General features: G+C 76.1%; 1 protein-coding gene. It reads left to right on the top strand.

The features are described from left to right. A partial coding sequence (locus ACFWJ4_RS15630; protein WP_380543891.1) for a type I polyketide synthase occupies positions 1–19,916 on the top strand: 19,916 nt, incomplete at its 5' end. Position 19,917: the final 1 nt, after the last annotated feature.

The following is a 19,917-nucleotide window of genomic DNA, read 5'->3' as shown; positions in this document are numbered from 1 at the left end:
CGACCCTCGCGGCCTGCGACGCCGCCGACCGCGAGGCGCTGGCCGCGGTGCTCGCCGCGATCCCCGCCGAGCACCCGCTCACCGGCGTGATCCACACCGCCGGCGTGGTCGACGACGGCGTGGTCACCGCCCTCACCGCCGAACAGCTCGCCACCGTCCTGCGCCCCAAGGCGGACGCCGCGCTCCACCTGCACGAGCTGACCGCCGACCGCGACCTCGCGATGTTCGTGCTGTTCTCCTCCGTCGCCGCGGTGCTCGGCCCGCCCGGGCAGGGCAACTACGCCGCCGCGAACGGCTTCCTGGACGCCCTCGCCGCCCAGCGGCGGGCCCGCGGCCTGGCCGGAGTCTCGCTGGCCTGGGGCCTGTGGGCCGAGTCCAGCGGCATCACCGGCCACCTCACCGGCGCCGACCTGGCCCGGGCGGCCAGGGTCGGCGCCCCGCTGACCACCGCGCAGGGCATGGCCCTGTTCGACGTCGCCCGCACCGTGCCCCGCGCGCACCTGGTCACCTCCAACCTCGACGTGACCGCGCTGCGCAACGACCCGGCGGGACCGCCGCCGGTGCTGCGCTCGCTGGCCGGCGCCGCGCTGCGCCGGGCCAGCGACGCCCCGACCGCCGCGAGCCTCACCCAGCGGCTCGCCGGGGTGCGGCCGGACGGCCGGCTCCCGCTGCTGGTCGACCTGGTCCGGGAGCAGACCGCCCTGGTGCTCGGCCACGCCTCCCCGGACGCCGTCGCGGCCGGCCGCGCCTTCAAGGAGGCCGGCTTCGACTCGCTGACCTCGGTGGAACTGCGCAACCGGATGCAGGCCGCCACCGGCCTGCGGCTGCCCGCCACCCTGGTCTTCGACCACCCGAGCCCGGCCGCGCTCGCCGAGTACCTGCTCGGCGAACTGCTCGGCGGCCGTGACCTGCCCGCGCCCGTCCGGGCCGCCGCGACGGCCACCGACCAGGACCCGGTCGTGATCGTCGGGATGAGCTGCCGCCTGCCCGGCGGCGCCGACAGCCCGGAGCGGCTGTGGCGGCTGCTCGCCGAGGGCGGCGACGGCATGACCGACTTCCCCGCCGACCGCGGCTGGGAGGCCGAGGTCGCGGACGCGCCGTACGCGCTGCGCGGCGGCTTCCTCGCCGACGCCACCGGCTTCGACGCCACCCTGTTCGGGATCTCCCCGCGCGAGGCACTGGCGATGGACCCGCAGCAGCGGCTCTCGCTGGAGGCCGCCTGGGAGGCCTTCGAGGCCGCCGGCATCGACCCGACCGCGGTGCGCGGCGAGCAGGTGGGCGTCTTCCTCGGCGCCGGCACGTCGTACTACGGGATCGGCACCGACCTCTCCACCACCGCCGAGGGGCACGTCCTCGCCGGCACCTCGAACAGCGTGATCTCCGGCCGGGTGTCGTACACCTTCGGCCTGGAGGGCCCCGCTCTCACGGTGGACACCGCCTGCTCCTCCTCGCTGGTGGCCCTGCACCTCGCGGCCCAGGCGCTGCGCGGCGGGGAGTGCGAACTGGCCCTGGCCGGCGGTGTCACGGTGCTGGCCGGACCGGAGATCTTCGCCGAGTTCAGCCGGCAGGGCGGCGTCGCCGCGGACGGCCGCTGCAAGCCGTTCTCCGCCGAGGCGGACGGCACCGGCTGGTCCGAGGGCGTGGGCATGCTGGTGCTGGAGCGGCTGTCCGACGCGCGCCGCAACGGGCACCAGGTGCTCGCCGTGGTGCGCGGCAGCGCGCTCAACCAGGACGGCGCCTCCAACGGCCTCACCGCCCCCAACGGGCCCTCGCAGGAGCGGGTGATCCGCCAGGCGCTGGCCAACGCGGGCCTGACCGTCTCGGACGTGGACGCGGTGGAGGCGCACGGCACCGGCACCCGGCTCGGCGACCCGATCGAGGCCCAGGCGCTGCTGGCGACCTACGGCCGGGACCGCGACGGCGAGCCGCTCTGGCTCGGCTCGATCAAGTCCAACATCGGCCACACCCAGGCCGCCGCCGGCGTCGCCGGGGTGATCAAGATGGTGCAGGCGATGCGGCACGGGACGCTCCCGGCCACCCTGCACGTCGCCGCGCCGAGCGGTCACGTGGACTGGGCGGCGGGCGCCGTGGAACTGCTGGCCGAGGCGCGCCCCTGGCCGGCCGTGGACCGGCCGCGCCGCGCCGGCGTGTCCTCCTTCGGCATGAGCGGCACCAACGCCCACGTCATCCTGGAGGCCGCCCCGGTCGTCACCGAGACCGCCGCGGCCCCGGAGACCGGCTCCGGAGTCCTCCCGTGGTTCCTGTCGGCCCGCACCCGGGCCGGACTGGCGGCGCAGGCCGCGAGGCTGCGCGAGTTCGCGGCCGGACACGGCGAGCTCACCCCGGCGGAGATCGGCCGGGCACTGCTGTCCCGGGCCGACCTGGAGCACCGCGCGGTGCTGCTCGGCGCCGACCGGACCGACCTGCTGGACGGGCTGGCGGCACTCGCCGACGGCACGGCCCGGGCCGGGGTGGTCACCGGCGTCGCCGAGGAGCGCGACGGCCGTTCGGTGGCCTTCGTCTTCCCGGGCCAGGGCTCGCAGTGGGTCGGCATGGCACGGGAACTCGCCGACTGGTCACCGGTGTTCGCGGCCAGGCTGGCCGAGTGCGAGGCGGCGCTGGCGCCGTTCACGGACTGGTCGCTGACCGAGGTGCTGCGGGAGGCCGCCGAGCTGGACCGGGTGGACGTGGTCCAGCCGGTGCTGTGGGCCGTGATGGTGTCGCTGGCCGAGGTCTGGCGGGCGCACGGTGTGGAGCCCTCGGCCGTGATCGGTCACTCGCAGGGCGAGATCGCCGCCGCGGTGGTGGCGGGTGCGCTGTCCGTCGAGGACGGTGCCCGGGTGGTCGCGCTGCGCAGCCGGGCGCTGATCGAACTGGCCGGTGACGGCGGCATGGTGTCGCTGGCGGTCGGCCAGGAGACCACCGAGGGGCTGATCGCCGGCTTCGACGGCCGGATCTCGGTGGCCGCGTTCAACGGGCCGTCCTCGACGGTGGTGTCGGGCGAGCCCGGCGCGCTGGACGCGCTGCTGGCGCTCTGCGAGGAGAGCGGGGTGCGGGCCCGCCGGATCCCGGTGGACTACGCCTCGCACTCCGCCCAGGTGGAGCGGGTGCGTGAACGGGTCCTGGCGGAGCTGGCCGGGATCAGCCCGACCACCTCCCGGGTCCCGCTCTACTCGACGCTGACCGGTGAGCCCATTGACACCACGCGGATGGACGCCGGGTACTGGTACGACAACCTGCGCTCCACCGTCCTGTTCGAGCAGGCCACCCGCGCCCTGCTCGCCGACGGCCGCTCGGTGTTCGTCGAGTGCAGCCCCCACCCCGTGGTCTCGGTCGCCCTCCAGGAGACCGCCGAGGACGCCGGCACCGCGCTCACCGCGGTCGGCACCCTCCGGCGCGACGACGGCGGCGCCGAGCGCTTCCTGACCGTCCTCGCCGAACTCTGGACGGCCGGCGTGCCGGTGGACGCCACCGGAGTACTGCCGCCCGCCCGCCGCGTCGCCCTGCCCGGTTACGCCTTCCAGCGCGAGCACTACTGGCCCAAGCCCCTCGCGGCGCACGACGCCGCCGCCGTCGGCCAGGTGACGGCCGGCCACCCGCTGCTGCGGGCCGCCGTCCCGCTCGCCCACGACGGCGTCGTCCTGACCGGACGGCTGTCCACGACCGGCCACCCGTGGCTGGCCGACCACACCGTGCTCGGCCGCACCCTGGTGCCCGGCGCGGCCTTCGTGGAGATGGCCCTGCGGGCCGGCGAACAGGCCGGCAGCGCCCTGCTGCGGGAACTGGTGCTCCAGGCCCCGCTGGTGCTGACCGCGGCCGACGCGGTGGCCGTCCAGGTCGCCGTCGGCCCGGCGGACGGCGCGGGCGACCGCACCGTGGAGGTCTCCTCCCGGTCCGGCGAGGACGCGCCGTGGACCTGCCACGCCACCGGTCTGCTCGGTGCGCACGCGCCCGCCGCCGGCTTCGACCACGCCCAGTGGCCGCCCCACGGCGCCCGGCCCGTCGACCTGGCCGGCTTCTACCAGGCGCTCACCGAGGCCGGCTACGGCTACGGCCCCGCCTTCCAGGGCCTGCGCGCCGCCTGGCGCGACGGCAGCACCGTCTACGCCGAGGTCGCCCTGCCCCAGGACGTCCAGGCCGACGGCTACGGCGTGCACCCCGCACTGCTGGACGCCGCCCTGCACGCCGCCGCCCTCGACGCCGAGGCCGGAACCAGGCTGCCCTTCGCCTGGACCGGCGTCTCGCTCCAGGCCGTCGGCGCCACCACGCTGCGGGTCGCCCTGACCCGCGGCCCCGGCGGAACCACCGTGCGGGCCGCCGACCCCACCGGCGCACCCGTGTTCGCCGTCGACGCGCTGGCCGCCCGGGAGGTCACCCCCGAGGCCCTGGACGGCAGCGCCGCGCGCGGCGTCCACGACGCCCTGTTCGCCCTGGACTGGGTGCCCGCGGCCGACCCGACCGCGACCCCCGACACCACCGGCTGGGCGGTGCTCGGCGCCGACGACGCCGGACTGCCGCGGGCCGTCCGCCACCCGGACCTCGCCGCGCTGACCGCCGCCCTCGACGCGGGCGCGCCCACCCCGGCCGTCGTCGTCCTGCCGGTCCCGTCCGGCGGCGACGCGCGGGCCGTGCTGGCCACCACCTCCGCCGTCCTCGGCCTGCTGCGCGACTGGCTCGCCGAGGAGCGGCTCGGCACCTCCCGGCTGGTGCTGCTGACCCGCGGCGCCGTCGGCACGGACGCCGACCTCGCGGCCGCCGCCGTGCACGGCCTGGTCGCCTCGGCCCAGGCCGAGCACCCCGGCAGCTTCGTCCTGGTCGACCGCGACCCGGCCGGGGACGGGGGCCCCTGGCCGTCCGCCGTGGACACCGAGCCCCGCACCGCGCTGCGCGACGGCGTTGTGCTGCTCCCGCGCCTGGTCCGCACCCCGGCCGCGGACACGCCCGCGCTGCCCGAGTCGGTGCTGATCACCGGCGGCACCGGAACACTGGGCGGCCTGGTCGCCCGGCACCTGGCCGCCCGGCACGGGGTGCGCCGACTGGTGCTGCTCGGCCGGCGGGGCGCCGACGCCCCCGGCGCGGCCGAACTGGTCGACGAGCTGCGGGCACTGGGCGCCGACGCGACGGTCGTCGCCTGCGACGCCGCCGACCGCGACGCGCTCGCCGCCGTGCTGGCCGAACACCCGGTCACGGGCATCGTCCACGCGGCCGGCGTGATCGACGACGGCACCGTCGGCTCGTACGACGACGCCCGGCTGGCCGGGGTGCTGCGGCCCAAGGTGGACGCGGCGCTCAACCTGCACGAGCTGACCGCCGACCGCGAGCTCGCCCTGTTCGTCCTGTTCTCCTCCGCCGCCGGCACCTTCGGCCCGGAGGGCCAGGCGGCCTACGCGGCGGCGAACGCGGCCCTGGACGCGCTGGCCGCCCGCCGCGCCGCCGCGGGCCTCGCGGCGGTCTCGCTCGGCTGGGGCCTGTGGGCCGGCGCCAGCGGGATGACCGGCCACCTCTCCACCGAGCAGGTCGCCCGGGCCTCCCGCACCGCGGAGTCGCTCGGCGACGCCGACGGCCTCGCCCTGTTCGACGCGGCCGTCGGCTCCGCCCGCCCGCACCTGCTGCCGATCCGGCTGCGCTCGGCCGTCGGCCCGGACGGCGAGGTGCCGCCGCTGCTGCGCGCACTGGTCCGCCCGGCCCCGCGGCGCGCCGCCGCCGCCGAGACCGCCACCGGCTCGCTCGCGCACCGGCTGACCGGGCTCACCGAGGCCGAGCAGACCCGGACGGTCGGGGAACTGCTCGCCACCGAGGTCGCCGCCGTCCTCGGCCACGCGAGCGCGGCCGCCGTCGAGCCCGGCCGGGCCTTCAAGGACCTCGGCTTCGACTCGCTGCTCGCGGTCCGGCTGCGCAACCGGCTCCAGGAGGCCACCGGACTGCGGCTGCCCGCCACCCTGGTGTTCGACCACCCGACCCCGGCCGTGCTGGCCGAGTTCGTCCGCGCCGAGCTGCTCGGCCGGCGACCGGCCGCCCCGGCCGCCACCGGGCCCTCCGCCACGACCGCCGCCCCGGACGAGCCGATCGCGATCGTCGGCATGAGCTGCCGCTACCCCGGCGGCGTCACCGACCCGGACCGGCTGTGGGACCTCCTGGCCTCCGGCGGGGACGGCATCACCGCCTTCCCGACCGACCGCGGCTGGGACGTCGGCGCCGTGTACGCCGGCGAGAGCGCGGGCGCCGCGACCGTCTTCGAGGGCGGCTTCCTGCACGACGCCGCCCGGTTCGACGCCGGCCTGTTCGGGATCTCCCCGCGCGAGGCGCTGGCGATGGACCCGCAGCAGCGCCTGCTGCTGGAGGCCTCCTGGGAGGCCTTCGAGAGCGCCGGCCTGGACCCGACCGCGCTGCGCGGCAGCCGGACCGGTGTCTACGCCGGACTCATGTACCACGACTACGCGACCGGCGGCGGAGCCGTCCCGGACGAGGTCCAGGGCTTCCTCGGCACCGGCAACGCGGGCAGCGTCGCCTCCGGCCGGGTCTCCTACACCTTCGGTCTGGAGGGCCCGGCGGTCACCGTGGACACCGCGTGCTCCTCCTCCCTGGTCGCCATGCACCAGGCGGCCCAGGCGCTGCGCTCCGGTGACTGCGACCTGGCGCTGGCCGGCGGTGTCACCGTGCTCGCCACGCCCTCGGTGTTCACCGAGTTCAGCCGCCAGGGCGGGCTGGCCGCCGACGGGCGCTGCAAGGCCTTCTCGGCCGCCGCCGACGGCAGCGGCTGGTCGGAGGGCGTGGGCCTGCTGGTGCTGGAGCGGCTCTCCGACGCCCGGCGCAACGGGCACCGGGTGCTGGCGGTGGTGCGGGGCACCGCCGTCAACCAGGACGGTGCGTCGAACGGTCTGACGGCGCCGAACGGCCCGTCGCAGGAGCGGGTGATCCGGCAGGCGCTGGCCAACGCCGGACTGTCGGCCGCCGAGGTCGACGCCGTCGAGGCGCACGGCACGGGCACCAAGCTGGGCGACCCGATCGAGGCCCAGGCGCTGCTGGCGACGTACGGTCAGGACCGGTTCGCGGACCGGCCGCTGTGGCTGGGCTCGATCAAGTCCAACATCGGGCACACCCAGGCCGCGGCCGGCGTGGCGGGTGTGATCAAGATGGTGCTCGCGATGCGGCACGGCGTTCTGCCGGCCACCCTGCACGTGGACGCGCCGTCCCCGCACGTCGACTGGTCGGCCGGCGCGGTGGAGCTGCTCACCGAGGCCCGGCCGTGGCCCGAGGCGGAGCAGCCGCGTCGCGCGGGCATCTCCTCCTTCGGGATCAGCGGCACCAACGCCCATGTGATCCTCGAATCCGTGTCCGAGCCGCGTCCGGCGGAGCCCGCTGTTCCGGGCGCGGGCCCGGTGCCGTGGCTGCTGTCGGGCCGGACGCCGGCGGCGCTGGGTGCGCAGGCGGAGCGGCTGCGGGAGTTCGCGCTGGGGCGTCCGGAGTCGTCGGTGGCGGATGTGGCGTCCGCGTTGCTGTCGCGGGCGGGTCTGGAGCACCGTGCGGTGGTGCTGGGCGCGGAGCGGGAGGCGCTGCTGGACGGTCTCGCGGTGCTCGGCGGCGAGGGTGTGGTCCGGGGCCGGGTGGTTCCGGGTGATGTGGTGTTCGTGTTCCCGGGTCAGGGTTCGCAGTGGGTCGGTATGGCGTGGGAACTCGCCGAGGCCTCAACGGTGTTCGCTTCCCGGCTGGCCGAGTGTGAGGCGGCGTTGGCGCCGTTCACGGACTGGTCGCTGACCGAGGTGCTGCGCTCGGGTGCGGAGCTGGACCGGGTGGACGTGGTCCAGCCGGTGCTGTGGGCCGTGATGGTGTCGCTGGCCGAGGTGTGGCGGGCGCACGGGGTGGAGCCGTCGGCCGTGATCGGTCACTCGCAGGGCGAGATCGCCGCCGCGGTGGTCGCGGGTGCGCTGTCCGTCGAGGACGGTGCCCGGGTGGTCGCGCTGCGCAGCCGGGCGCTGATCGAACTCGCCGGTGACGGCGGCATGGTGTCGCTGGCGGTCGGCCAGGAGACTGCCGAGGAGCTGATCGCCGGCTTCGACGGCCGGATCTCGGTGGCCGCGTACAACGGTCCGTCGTCGACGGTGGTTTCGGGCGAGCCGGACGCGCTGGACGCGCTGATGGCGCTCTGCGAGGAGCGGGACGTACGGGCCCGCCGGATCCCGGTGGACTACGCCTCGCACTCCGCCCAGGTCGACCGGCTGCGCGGACGCATCCTGGACGACCTGGCCGAGGTCGCCCCGGTGACCTCCACCGTGCCGCTCTACTCCACCCTGACCGGCACCCCGATCGACACGGCGCGGATGGACGCCGGGTACTGGTTCGACAACCTGCGCTCCCCGGTGCGCTTCGAGGAGGCGACGCGGGCGCTGCTGGCCGGTGGCCGGGCGGTGTTCGTGGAGTGCAGCCCCCACCCGGTGCTGACGGTCGGCGTGCAGGAGACCGCCGACGCGGTCGAGGCCGAGGCGGCCGTGCTGGGCACGCTGCGGCGAGGCCAGGGCGGCCCCGAGCAGGTGCTGCTGGCGCTGGCGGAGGCGTGGACCGCGGGTGCGCCCGTCGACTTCACCGCGCTGCTGCCCGCCGGTCGCCGGATCGAGCTGCCGACCTATGCCTTCCAGCGCGAGCACTACTGGCTGGAGGCGGCCGCCGTGGCGGCCGAGGGCGACCCGACCGAGGCCCGGTTCTGGGACGCCGTCGAGCGCGGGGACCTGGCCGAGCTGTCGGAGTCCCTGGAGCTGGACGAGGACGGCGCGCTGCGCTCGCTGCTGCCGGTGCTGTCCTCGTGGCGGCAGCGGCGCCGGGTGGATTCGGTGGTGGACTTCTGGCGGTACCGGGTGACGTGGAAGCCGTTGGCCGGTTCGGCGGAGGGGCGACTGTCGGGCCGTTGGCTGCTGGTGACGGGTGCGGGTGCGGGTGCGGGTGCGTCGGTGGAGGGCGTGGAGAGCGCGCTGCTGGCCGTCGGTGCGGAGGTCGTTCCGCTGGCCGTCGACGGCGCCGGTCGGGAGGAACTGGCCGCTCGGATCCGCGAGTTGGACGCCGGGGGCGAGTTCGCGGGAGTGGTCTCGCTGCTCGCCGTCGAGGAGCCGCAGGACGAGGGCACCCCGGTGTCGACCGGTGCGCCGGCCACACTGGCGCTGTTGCGGGCGCTCGGTGACGCGGGAGTGCGCGCCAAGGTGTGGTCCCTGACGTCCGGTGCGGTGTCGGTGGGCCGGGCGGACCGGTTGGTGAGTCCGTGGCAGGCGCAGGTGTGGGGTCTTGGTCGGGTGGCGGCTCTGGAGCTGCCGGATGTGTGGGGCGGGTTGGTCGATCTGCCGTCGGTGGTGGACGAGCGGGTCGGTCGTCGGCTGGCGGCGGTGCTGGGCGGTGGTGAGGACCAGGTGGCGGTGCGCTCCTCGGGCGTCTACGGCCGCAGGTTCGTCCGGGCCGTCCAGCCCGCCGGCCGGGCCGGTGCGTGGACGCCGTCCGGGACGGTGCTGGTGACCGGTGGGCTGGGGGCGCTGGGTGCGTCGGTGGCCCGTTGGCTGGCCGGGCGCGGTGTGCCGCATCTGGTGCTGACCGGTCGTCGTGGTGTCGAGACGCCGGGCGCGGGTGAGCTGGTGGCCGAGCTGACGGGACTGGGTGCCCGGGTGACGGTCGCTGCCTGTGATGTGGCGGACCGTGACGCGGTGGTGTCGTTGCTGGCGGGGATCCCCGCCGAGCTGCCGCTGAGCGGTGTGGTGCACACCGCGGGTGTGGTGGACGACGGGATGCTGGACGCGCAGTCGGCGGAGCGTTTCGCGACGGTCTTCGCGGGCAAGGTCGGGGGGCTGCTGCACCTGGACGAGCTGACCGCCGGGCTGGAGTTGGACCTGTTCGTGGTGTTCTCCTCGCTGGCGGGCACTCTGGGCAGTGCCGGGCAGGGAAACTACGCGGCGGCGAACGCCTTCCTGGACGCGTGGATCCAGCGGCGCCGCGACCGCGGTCTCGCCGGACTCTCGATCGCCTGGGGCGCCTGGGCGCAGGACGGCCTCGCCACCGGCGAGGTGGTCGTCGAGCGGCTGCGGCGCGGCGGCGTGCTGCCGATGGACCCGGAACTCGCGATCCAGGCCCTGGCCAGGGCCGTCGACCACGACGAGACCGAGGTCAGCGTCGCCGACATCGACTGGCCGCAGTTCCTCGGCGGCTTCACCGGCTCCCGCCCGAGCACCCTGCTCGCGGACCTGCCGGAAGCCGCGGCGCGGCCCGCGCCCGCCGGGGCGGAGGCCCCCGTGCCGATGGGCTCCGAGCTGGCCTCGGCGCCGGCCGGCCGGCGCCGTCAGCTGCTGCTCGACCTCGTCCGGGCCCAGGCCGCGTCCGTGCTCGGCCACGCCTCGGTCGACGCGGTGGCGCCCGCCCGGGCCTTCCGGGAGCTGGGCTTCGACTCGCTGACCGCCGTCGAACTGCGCAACCGGCTCAGCGCCGAGACCGCGCTGCGGCTGCCGACGACGCTCGTGTTCGACCACCCGACGCCCACCCGGCTCGCCGATCACCTGCTCGGCCTGATGCTCGGTGACCGGGCCGTGCTGACCGAGGCGATGGCGCCCGCACCGGCCGGGACCGACGAGCCGATCGTGATCGTCGGCATGAGCTGCCGCTTCCCCGGCGACGTCGGCACGCCCGCCGAACTGTGGCAGCTGCTGACCGACGGCGCGGACGGCGTCGGCCCGTTCCCGACCGACCGCGGCTGGGACCTCGACCGCGACGCCGGGACGTACGCGCCCGAGGGCGGCTTCCTCCGGCACGCCACCGACTTCGACGCGAGCCTGTTCGGCATCTCGCCGCGCGAGGCGCTGGCGATGGACCCCCAGCAGCGGCTGCTGCTGGAGGCGTCCTGGGAGGCCTTCGAATCGGCGGGTACCGACCCGCTGTCCGTCCACGGCGCCCCCGTCGGCGTCTTCGTCGGCACCAACGGCCAGGACTACGGCACCCTGCTCGCCGCCTCCGACGAGGAGGTCGAGGGGCATGTGCTGACCGGCAACGCCGCGTCGGTGCTCTCCGGCCGGGTGGCGTACGCCTTCGGCCTCGAAGGGCCGGCGCTGACCGTGGACACGGCCTGCTCCGCCTCGCTGGTCGCCCTGCACCTCGCGGCGCAGGCGCTGCGCCGGGGCGAGTGCGAACTGGCGCTGGCCGGCGGTGTCACCGTGATGTCCACCAACACCGCCTTCGCCGAGTTCGCCCGGCAGGGCGGCCTGGCCTCGGACGGCCGCTGCAAGGCCTTCTCGGCCGAGGCGGACGGCACCGGCTGGTCGGAGGGCGTCGGCGTGCTGGTGCTGGAGCGGCTGTCGGACGCGCGCCGCAACGGGCACGAGGTGCTCGCGGTGGTGCGCGGCAGCGCGGTCAACCAGGACGGCGCGTCCAACGGCCTCACCGCCCCGAACGGTCCCTCGCAGGAGCGGGTGATCCGGCAGGCGCTGGCGAGTGCCGGGCTGTCGGCCGCCGACGTGGACGTGGTCGAGGCGCACGGCACCGGTACCCGGCTCGGCGACCCGATCGAGGCCCAGGCGCTGCTGGCCACGTACGGCCAGGAGCGGGCCGGTGAGCCGCTCTGGCTCGGCGCGATCAAGTCCAACATCGGCCACACCCAGGCCGCGGCCGGTGTGGCGGGTGTGATCAAGATGGTGCAGGCGCTGCGGCACGGGGTGCTGCCGGCCACCCTGCACGCGGAGCAGCGGACCTCCGAGGTCGACTGGTCGGCGGGCGCGGTGGAACTGCTCACCGAGTCCCGCCCCTGGCCCGAGCTGGACCGGCCGCGCCGCGCGGGCGTCTCCTCCTTCGGCATCAGCGGCACCAACGCCCACGTCATCCTGGAGGCCGCGCCCGCGGTGGCGACCGAGGAGCCGGTGGCCGTCGAGGGTGTGCTGCCGTGGCCGGTGTCGGGGCGGACCGCCTCCGCACTGGCGGCGCAGGCCGGGCGACTGGCCGGATTCCTCGCGGCCGAACCGGAGTTCGCTCCGGCGGAGGTGGCCGCGGGGCTGCTGTCCCGGGCCGCGCTGGACCACCGCGCGGTGGTGTTCGGCGGCGACCGGGACGAGCTGCGCTCCGGTGTCGCCGCGCTGGCGGCGGGCGAGCCCTCGGCCCAGGTGGTCTCGGGCGTCACGGCGCAGGGAGGTACGGCGCAGGGGGGTACGGCCTTCCTGTTCACCGGTCAGGGCGCGCAGCGGGCCGGGATGGGGGCCGGGCTGTACGCGCGGTTCCCGGTGTTCGCGGCGGCCTTCGACGCGGTCTGCGCGGAGTTCGACCTGCTGCTGGACCGGCCGGTCAGGGACGTGGTGTTCGAGGGCGTCGAGGATCTGGACCGGACGGTGTGGGCGCAGGCCGGGCTGTTCGCGGTCGAGGTCGCGTCGTTCCGGCTGCTGGAGTCCTGGGGCGTGACGGCCGACTTCCTGCTGGGGCACTCGATCGGTGAGATCGCGGCCGCCCATGCGGCGGGCGTGTTCTCGCTCGCCGACGCGTGCGCCCTGGTGGCGGCGCGCGGCCGGCTGATGGACGCGTTGCCGAGCGGCGGGGCGATGCTGGCGGTGCAGGCCACCGAGGCCGAGGTCCGCGAAGCGATCGGCGACCGCCTGGACGTCGCCGCCGTCAACGGCCCGACCTCGCTGGTGGTTTCCGGTCCGACGGAGGCCGTCGAGGAGTTCGCGGCCCGCTGGAAGGCCGAGGGTCGCAAGACCAGCCGGCTGACGGTCTCGCACGCCTTCCACTCGGCCCTGATGGAGCCGATGCTCGAAGAATTCGCCGCCGTGCTGGCGGAGTTGACCTACTCGGAGCCGCAGCTGCCGATCGTCTCCGACCTGACCGGCGAACTCGCCGGGCCCGGGCTGCTGTCCACCCCGTCCTACTGGGTGCGGCAGGTCCGTGAGGCCGTCCGTTTCGCCGACGGCGTCGAGGCGCTGCACGGTCGGGGCGTCACCCGCTTCGTGGAGCTCGGCCCGGACGGCGTGCTGACCGCGCTGGCCGGCCGGATGCTCCCCGACGCGGTGTGCGCGCCGCTGCTGCGCAAGGACCGGGACGACGCCGACACGGCACTGCGGGCGCTCGCCACGCTGTGGACGGCCGGGGCGGAGATCGACTGGTCCGGGCTGCTGCCCGCTGGCCGTCCGGCCCCGCTGCCGACCTACGCCTTCCAGCGCGAGCGCTACTGGCCGAAGGCCGCGCCCGGTACGGCCGTCGTGGCCGACCCGGACGAGGCGCGCTTCTGGCAGGCCGTGGAGCGCCAGGACCTCGGCGAACTCGCCGCGGCCCTGGACATCGACCGGGCGCCCGAGGAACTGGGCTCCGTCCTGCCGGTGCTGTCCTCGTGGCGGCAGCGGCGCCGGGTGGATTCGGTGGTGGACTCCTGGCGGTACCGGGTGACGTGGAAGCCGTTGGCCGGTTCGGCGGAGGGGCGGTTGTCGGGCCGTTGGCTGCTGGTGACGGGTGCGGGTGCGGGTGCGTCGGTGGAGGGCGTGGAGAGCGCGCTGCTGGCCGCCGGTGCGGAGGTCGTTCCGCTGGCCGTCGACGGCGCCGGTCGGGAGGAACTGGCCGACCGGATCCGCGAGTTGAATGCCGTTGGCGGACTGGCGGGAGTGGTCTCGCTCCTCGCTGCCGACGCCGATCCGCACGCCGAGCCGCACGCCGAGCCGCACGCCGGGGGCTCGCTGCTCCCGGCCGGGGTGGCAGCGACGCTGACCCTGCTGCACGCCCTCGCCGACTCCGGCGTGCGCGCCAAGCTGTGGTCGGTGACGTCCGGTGCGGTGTCGGTGGGTCGGGCGGACCGGTTGGTGAGTCCGTGGCAGGCGCAGGTGTGGGGTCTTGGTCGGGTGGCGGCTCTGGAGCTGCCGGATGTGTGGGGCGGGTTGGTCGATCTGCCGTCGATGGTGGACGAGCGGGTCGGTCGTCGGCTGGCGGCGGTGCTGGGCGGTGCCGAGGATCAGGTGGCGGTGCGCTCTTCGGGCGTCTACGGTCGCAGGTTCGTGCACGCGCCCCAGCCCGTCGGCCGGGTCGACGGGTGGACGCCGTCCGGGACGGTGCTGGTCACGGGTGGGCTGGGGGCGTTGGGTGCGTCGGTGGCCCGTTGGTTGGCCGGGCGTGGTGTGCCGCATCTGGTGCTGACCGGTCGTCGTGGTGTCGAGACGCCGGGCGCGGGTGAGCTGGTGGCCGAGCTGACGGGACTGGGTGCCCGGGTGACGGTCGCTGCTTGTGATGTGGCGGACCGTGACGCGGTGGTGTCGTTGCTGGCGGGGATCCCCGCCGAGCTGCCGTTGACCGGTGTGGTGCACACCGCGGGTGTGGTGGACGACGGGATGCTGGACGCGCAGTCGGCGGAGCGTTTCGCGACGGTCTTCGCGGGCAAGGTCGGCGGGCTGCTGCACCTGGACGAGCTGACCGCCGGGCTGGAGTTGGACCTGTTCGTGGTGTTCTCCTCGCTGGCGGGCACTCTGGGCAGTGCCGGGCAGGGCAACTACGCGGCGGCGAACGCCTTCCTGGACGCGTGGATCCAGCGACGCCGCGACCGCGGCCTCGCCGGACTCTCGATCGCCTGGGGCGCCTGGGCGGAGCAGGGCATGGCCACCGAGGACGTGGTGGCCGACCGGGTCCGGCGCGCCGGACTGACGCCGATGGACGCACGACTGGCGATGGAGGCGATGGCCAGGGCCGTCGACCACGGCGAGGACCTCGTGGCGATCGCCGACGTCGACTGGGCGCGGATGCTGCCCGCCTTCGCCGGGGCCAGGACCAGCCCGCTGCTGGCCGAGCTGCCCGAAGCGGCCCGGACCGACCGGGCCGACCGGGCCGACGACGCCGGGGCGGAAGCGACCGGGGCGCAGGGGCTCGCGGAGCTGCCCCCCGCCCAGCGCGACCGGGCGCTGCTGGACCTGATCCGCAGCTGCGCGGCCGCGGTGCTGGGGCACGCGTCGAGCGCGAGCGTCGAACCGGGCCGGGCCTTCCGCGACATCGGCTTCGACTCGCTGACCGCGGTGGCCTTCCGCAACCTGATCGGTGCCCGCACCGGCCTCCGGCTGCCGGCCACCCTGGTCTTCGACCACCCGACGCCGATCGCCCTGGGCGAGTTCCTGCTCGCCGAGCTGTACGGCTCGGCCGACCCGGTGCCGGCGCCGGACACCGCCACCGTCGCCGCCGAGGACGAGCCGATCGCGATCGTCGGCATGGCCTGCCGGTTCCCGGGCGGCGCCCGGACGCCGGAGGCCCTGTGGGCGCTGCTCTCCGGCAACGGGGACGCGATGACCGGCTTCCCCGTCGACCGCGGGTGGGACCTCGCCGACCGGTCGGGCTCGTACGCGGCCGTCGGCGGCTTCCTCGACGGCGTCGCGGAGTTCGACGCCACGCTGTTCGGCATCTCGCCGCGCGAGGCGCTGGCGATGGACCCCCAGCAGCGCCTGCTGCTGGAGACGGTCTGGGAGACCTTCGAGTCCGCCGGAATGGACCCGCGGTCCGCGCGGGGCCGGTCCGTGGGCGTCTTCGCGGGCACCAACGGCCAGGACTACCCGACGCTGCTCGCCGCCGCCGAGGACAAGGTCGAGGGGCACGTCGCCACCGGCAACGCGGCGGCGGTGCTCTCCGGCCGGGTGGCGTACGCCTTCGGCCTCGAAGGACCGGCGCTGACCGTGGACACGGCCTGCTCCGCCTCGCTGGTCGCCCTGCACCTCGCGGCGCAGGCGCTGCGCCGGGGCGAGTGCGAACTGGCGCTGGCCGGCGGTGTCACCGTGATGTCCACGCCGGGCGTGTTCAGCGAGTTCGACCGCCAGGGCGGCCTGGCCGCCGACGGCCGCTGCAAGGCCTTCGCGGCGGACGCGGACGGTACGGGCTGGGGCGAGGGCGTCGGCGTGCTGCTGGTCGAGCGGCTCTCGGACGCGCGCCGCAACGGGCACCGGGTGCTGGCGGTGGTGCGGGGCAGCGCGGTCAACCAGGACGGTGCGTCCAACGGTCTGACGGCGCCGAACGGCCCCGCCCAGCAGCGGGTGATCCGCCAGGCGCTCGCCAACGCCGGGCTGTCGGCCGCGGACGTGGACGCCGTCGAGGCGCACGGCACCGGCACCAAGCTGGGCGACCCGATCGAGGCCCAGGCGCTGCTGGCCACCTACGGCCGGGAGCGGGCGGGCGAACCGCTCTGGCTCGGCTCGATCAAGTCCAACATCGGCCACACCCAGGCCGCGGCCGGTGTGGCGGGTGTGATCAAGATGGTGCAGGCGCTGCGGCACGGCGTGCTGCCGGCCACCCTGCACGTCGGAGAGCCGTCGCCCCAGGTCGACTGGTCGGCGGGCGCGGTGGAACTGCTCACCGAGTCCCGCCCGTGGCCCGAGCTGGACCGGCCGCGCCGGGCCGGTGTCTCCTCCTTCGGCATCAGCGGCACCAACGCCCACATCATCCTGGAGTCCGCCCCGGCGGACCCGGCGGACCCGGTGGAGTCGGCGGAAGCGGTGGAGCCCCCGGCCGCCGTGCCGGCGGGCGGTCTGCCGTGGCTGCTCTCCGGGCAGAGCGCCGAATCGCTGCGGGCCCAGGCACAGAGGCTCACCGCGCACCTGGACGCCGAACCCGGCCACGACCCGGTGGACGCGGCCTGGTCGCTGGCGACCGGACGGGCCGGGCTGGCGCACCGCGCCGTCGTGCTCGGCGCCGACCGGGACGCGCTGCGCTCCGGCGCCGGGGCCCTCGCCTCGGCGGCCTTCTCGGCGGACGTGGTCACCGGCACCGTGCGGGAGGGCCGCCTGGCCTTCCTGTTCACCGGCCAGGGCGCCCAGCGCGCAGGCATGGGCCGGGAGTTGTACGACGCGCAGCCGGTGTTCGCGGCGGCCTTCGACGCGGTCTGCGCGGAATTCGACCTGCTGCTGGACCGGCCGGTGAAGGACGTGGTGTTCGACGGGGCGGAGGATCTGGACCGGACGGTGTGGGCGCAGGCCGGGCTGTTCGCGGTCGAGGTCGCCTCGTACCGGCTGCTCGAATCCTGGGGTGTGGCACCGGAGTTCCTGCTCGGCCACTCGATCGGTGAGATCGCGGCCGCCCATGCGGCGGGCGTGTTCTCGCTCGCCGACGCGTGCGCCCTGGTGGCCGCGCGGGGCCGGCTGATGCAGGCGCTGCCGAGCGGCGGGGCGATGCTGGCGGTGCAGGCCACCGAGGCCGAGGTCCGCGACGCGATCGGCTCCCGCCTGGACGTCGCGGCCGTCAACGGCCCGACCGCGCTGGTGGTTTCCGGTCCGACCGAGGTGGTGGAGGAGTTCGCGGCCCGCTGGAAGGCCGAGGGTCGCAAGACCAGCCGGTTGACGGTCTCGCACGCCTTCCACTCGGCGCTGATGGAGCCGATGCTCGCCGAATTCGCCGCCGTGCTCGGTGGGTTGACCTTCGCCGAGCCGCGCATCCCGGTCGTCTCCAACCTGACCGGCGAACTCGCCGAGCCCGGCCTGCTGTCCACGCCGGACTACTGGCTGCGCCAGGTCCGTGAGGCCGTCCGCTTCGCCGACGGCGTCGAGGCCCTGCACCGCGAGGGCGTCACCCGCTTCGTGGAGCTCGGCCCGGACGGCGTGCTCTGCGCGCTGGCCCAGCAGTCCGTCTCCGAGGCCGTGTTCGCCCCCGTGATGCGGCGCGACCGGAACGAGGCCGGGACGGCGCTGCACGCGCTGGCCCGGCTCTGGACGGCCGGCGCCGAGGTGGACTGGCCGGCGGTCCTGCCGCGCGGCCGGCGGGTCGACCTGCCGACGTACGCCTTCCACCACGAGCGGTTCTGGCCGACCCCGGCGCCCGCGCCGCTGCCGTCCGGGGACGCCGTGGAGTCCCGGTTCTGGGAGGCCGTCGAGCGCGAGGACCTGGCCGAACTGGCGGGCACGCTGCGCCTCGGCGAGCGGTCCGAGGTGCTCGGCGAGATCCTGCCCGCGCTCTCCTCCTGGCGCCGACTGCGCCGCCGGGACTCGATGCTCGACAGCTGGCGCTACGAGGTCACCTGGAAGCCGGTCCCGGCGCCGGTCGCCGAGCCCGAACTGGACGGGAGCTGGCTGGTGCTGGTCCTCGACGGGACCGACCGGGACCTGGCCGAGGGCGTGCGCACGGCGATCCGCTCCGCCGGGGCGCGCACCGTCGACCTCGGGCTGGACCCGGCGGACCTCGACCGGGCCGCTCTCGCGGCCCGCCTCCTGGCCGCGGTCGAGGGCGTGCCCGACGTGGCCGGCGCGGTGCTGCTGGCCGCCGCCCACGACGGCCCGGACGCCGACCGCGCCGTGTCGCCGGCCGTGGCCGCCACCCTGGTGACGGTGCAGGCGCTCGGCGACGCCAACCTGAAGACGCCGCTCTGGACGCTCACCCGCGGCGCCGTCCGGACCGGCCCCGGCGACCTGCTCGCCGACCCGGCGCAGGCGCAGGTGTGGGGCCTCGGCAGGGTCGCCGCGCTGGAGCACCCGCAGCGCTGGGGCGGCCTGGTCGACCTGCCGGAGACCGTGGACGCGGCGGCCGGCCGGACCCTGGCCGGCGTGCTGGGCGGCACACCGGGCGAGGACCAGGTCGCGGTGCGCGGCGCGGGCGAGGCCCTCGTTCGGCGCCTCGTCCGGGTCGACGCCACCGACGGTACGGCGGAGCCCTCGTGGGCGCCGTCCGGCCCCGGCACGGTGCTGGTCACCGGCGGAACCGGCGCGCTGGGCGCGGTGGTCGCCCGCTGGCTCGCCGAGTCCGGCGTCACCCGGTTGCTGCTGACCGGCCGCCGCGGCCCGGAGGCGCCCGGCGCCGCCGAACTCGTCGCCGAACTCGCCGAACTGGGCGCCGAGGCGACCGTCGCGGCCTGCGACGCCGCCGACCGCGAGGCGCTGGCGGCGGTCCTGGCGCAGGTCCCGTCCGACGCCCCGCTGATCGGCGTGGTGCACGCGGCCGGGGTCCTGGACGACGGCACGCTCGACGCCCTCACCCCGGAGCGGTTCGCGACCGTCCTGGCGGCGAAGGCGTCCGGCCTGGTGCACCTGGACGAACTCACCGGTGACCTGGACTTCTTCGTGGCGTTCTCCTCGTTGGCCGGCACCGTCGGCAGCGCCGGACAGGGCAACTACGCCGCGGCGAACGCCTTCCTGGACGCCTGGATGGAGCACCGGCACGACCGGGGCCTGCCCGGCGTGTCGGTGGCCTGGGGCCCGTGGGCGCAGGACGGCATGGCCACCGGTCAGGTGGTGACGGACCGGCTGCGCCGCAGCGGGGTCCCGGCGATGGACCCGCGTTCGGCGGTCCGGGCCCTGGCCCGGGCGATCGGCGGGGACCGGCCGAACCTGGTGGTCGCGGACATCGACTGGCCCACCTTCGCGCCCCGGTTCGCCGGGACGCGGCCGAACCCGCTGATGCGCGACCTGGCGGAGTTCGCGGCGCTGGTCCCGTCGGTGGCCGAGGCGGTCGTCCTCGACGGCTCCGCCGGGCTGCGCCGGGAACTGGCGGCGCTGCCCGCCCCGCAGCGGCAGCGGATGCTGCTCGACCTGGTCCGCGCCCGCGCCGCCGCGGTCCTCGGCCGCGACAGCGCCGAGGCCGTCGCACCGGACCAGGCGTTCCGCTCGATCGGGTTCGACTCGCTGATCGCGGTGGAGTTCCGCAACCTGCTGCACCACGAGACCGGTCTCAACCTGCCGGCCACGCTGGTGTTCGACCACCCGACGCCCACCGCGCTCGGCGCCCACCTCGGCAGCCTGCTGCTGCCGGAGGAGGCCGACCGGACGGTCGACCTGGTGGCGGACCTGGACCGGCTGGAGGCCAGGCTGCTGCGGCTCGACGCCGACGAGCGGGAACGGGCGGACGTCGCCGCCCGGCTCCAGGGCCTGCTGGCCCGCCTGGCGGGCACGGGCGAGACGCAATCGGACGACGCGCTGGACGACGCCAGCGCCGATGAGGTCCTCGACCTCATCCGGAAGGAATTCGGGGGCCCGGCTTGAT

Origin of the sequence: Kitasatospora sp. NPDC127067 (assembly GCF_042724755.1) — a bacterium.
GTDB lineage: Bacteria > Actinomycetota > Actinomycetes > Streptomycetales > Streptomycetaceae > Kitasatospora > Kitasatospora lactacystinica.
The sequence above is the reverse complement of the archived record's forward strand: the minus strand, read 5'-3'. Positions and strand labels throughout refer to the sequence as shown.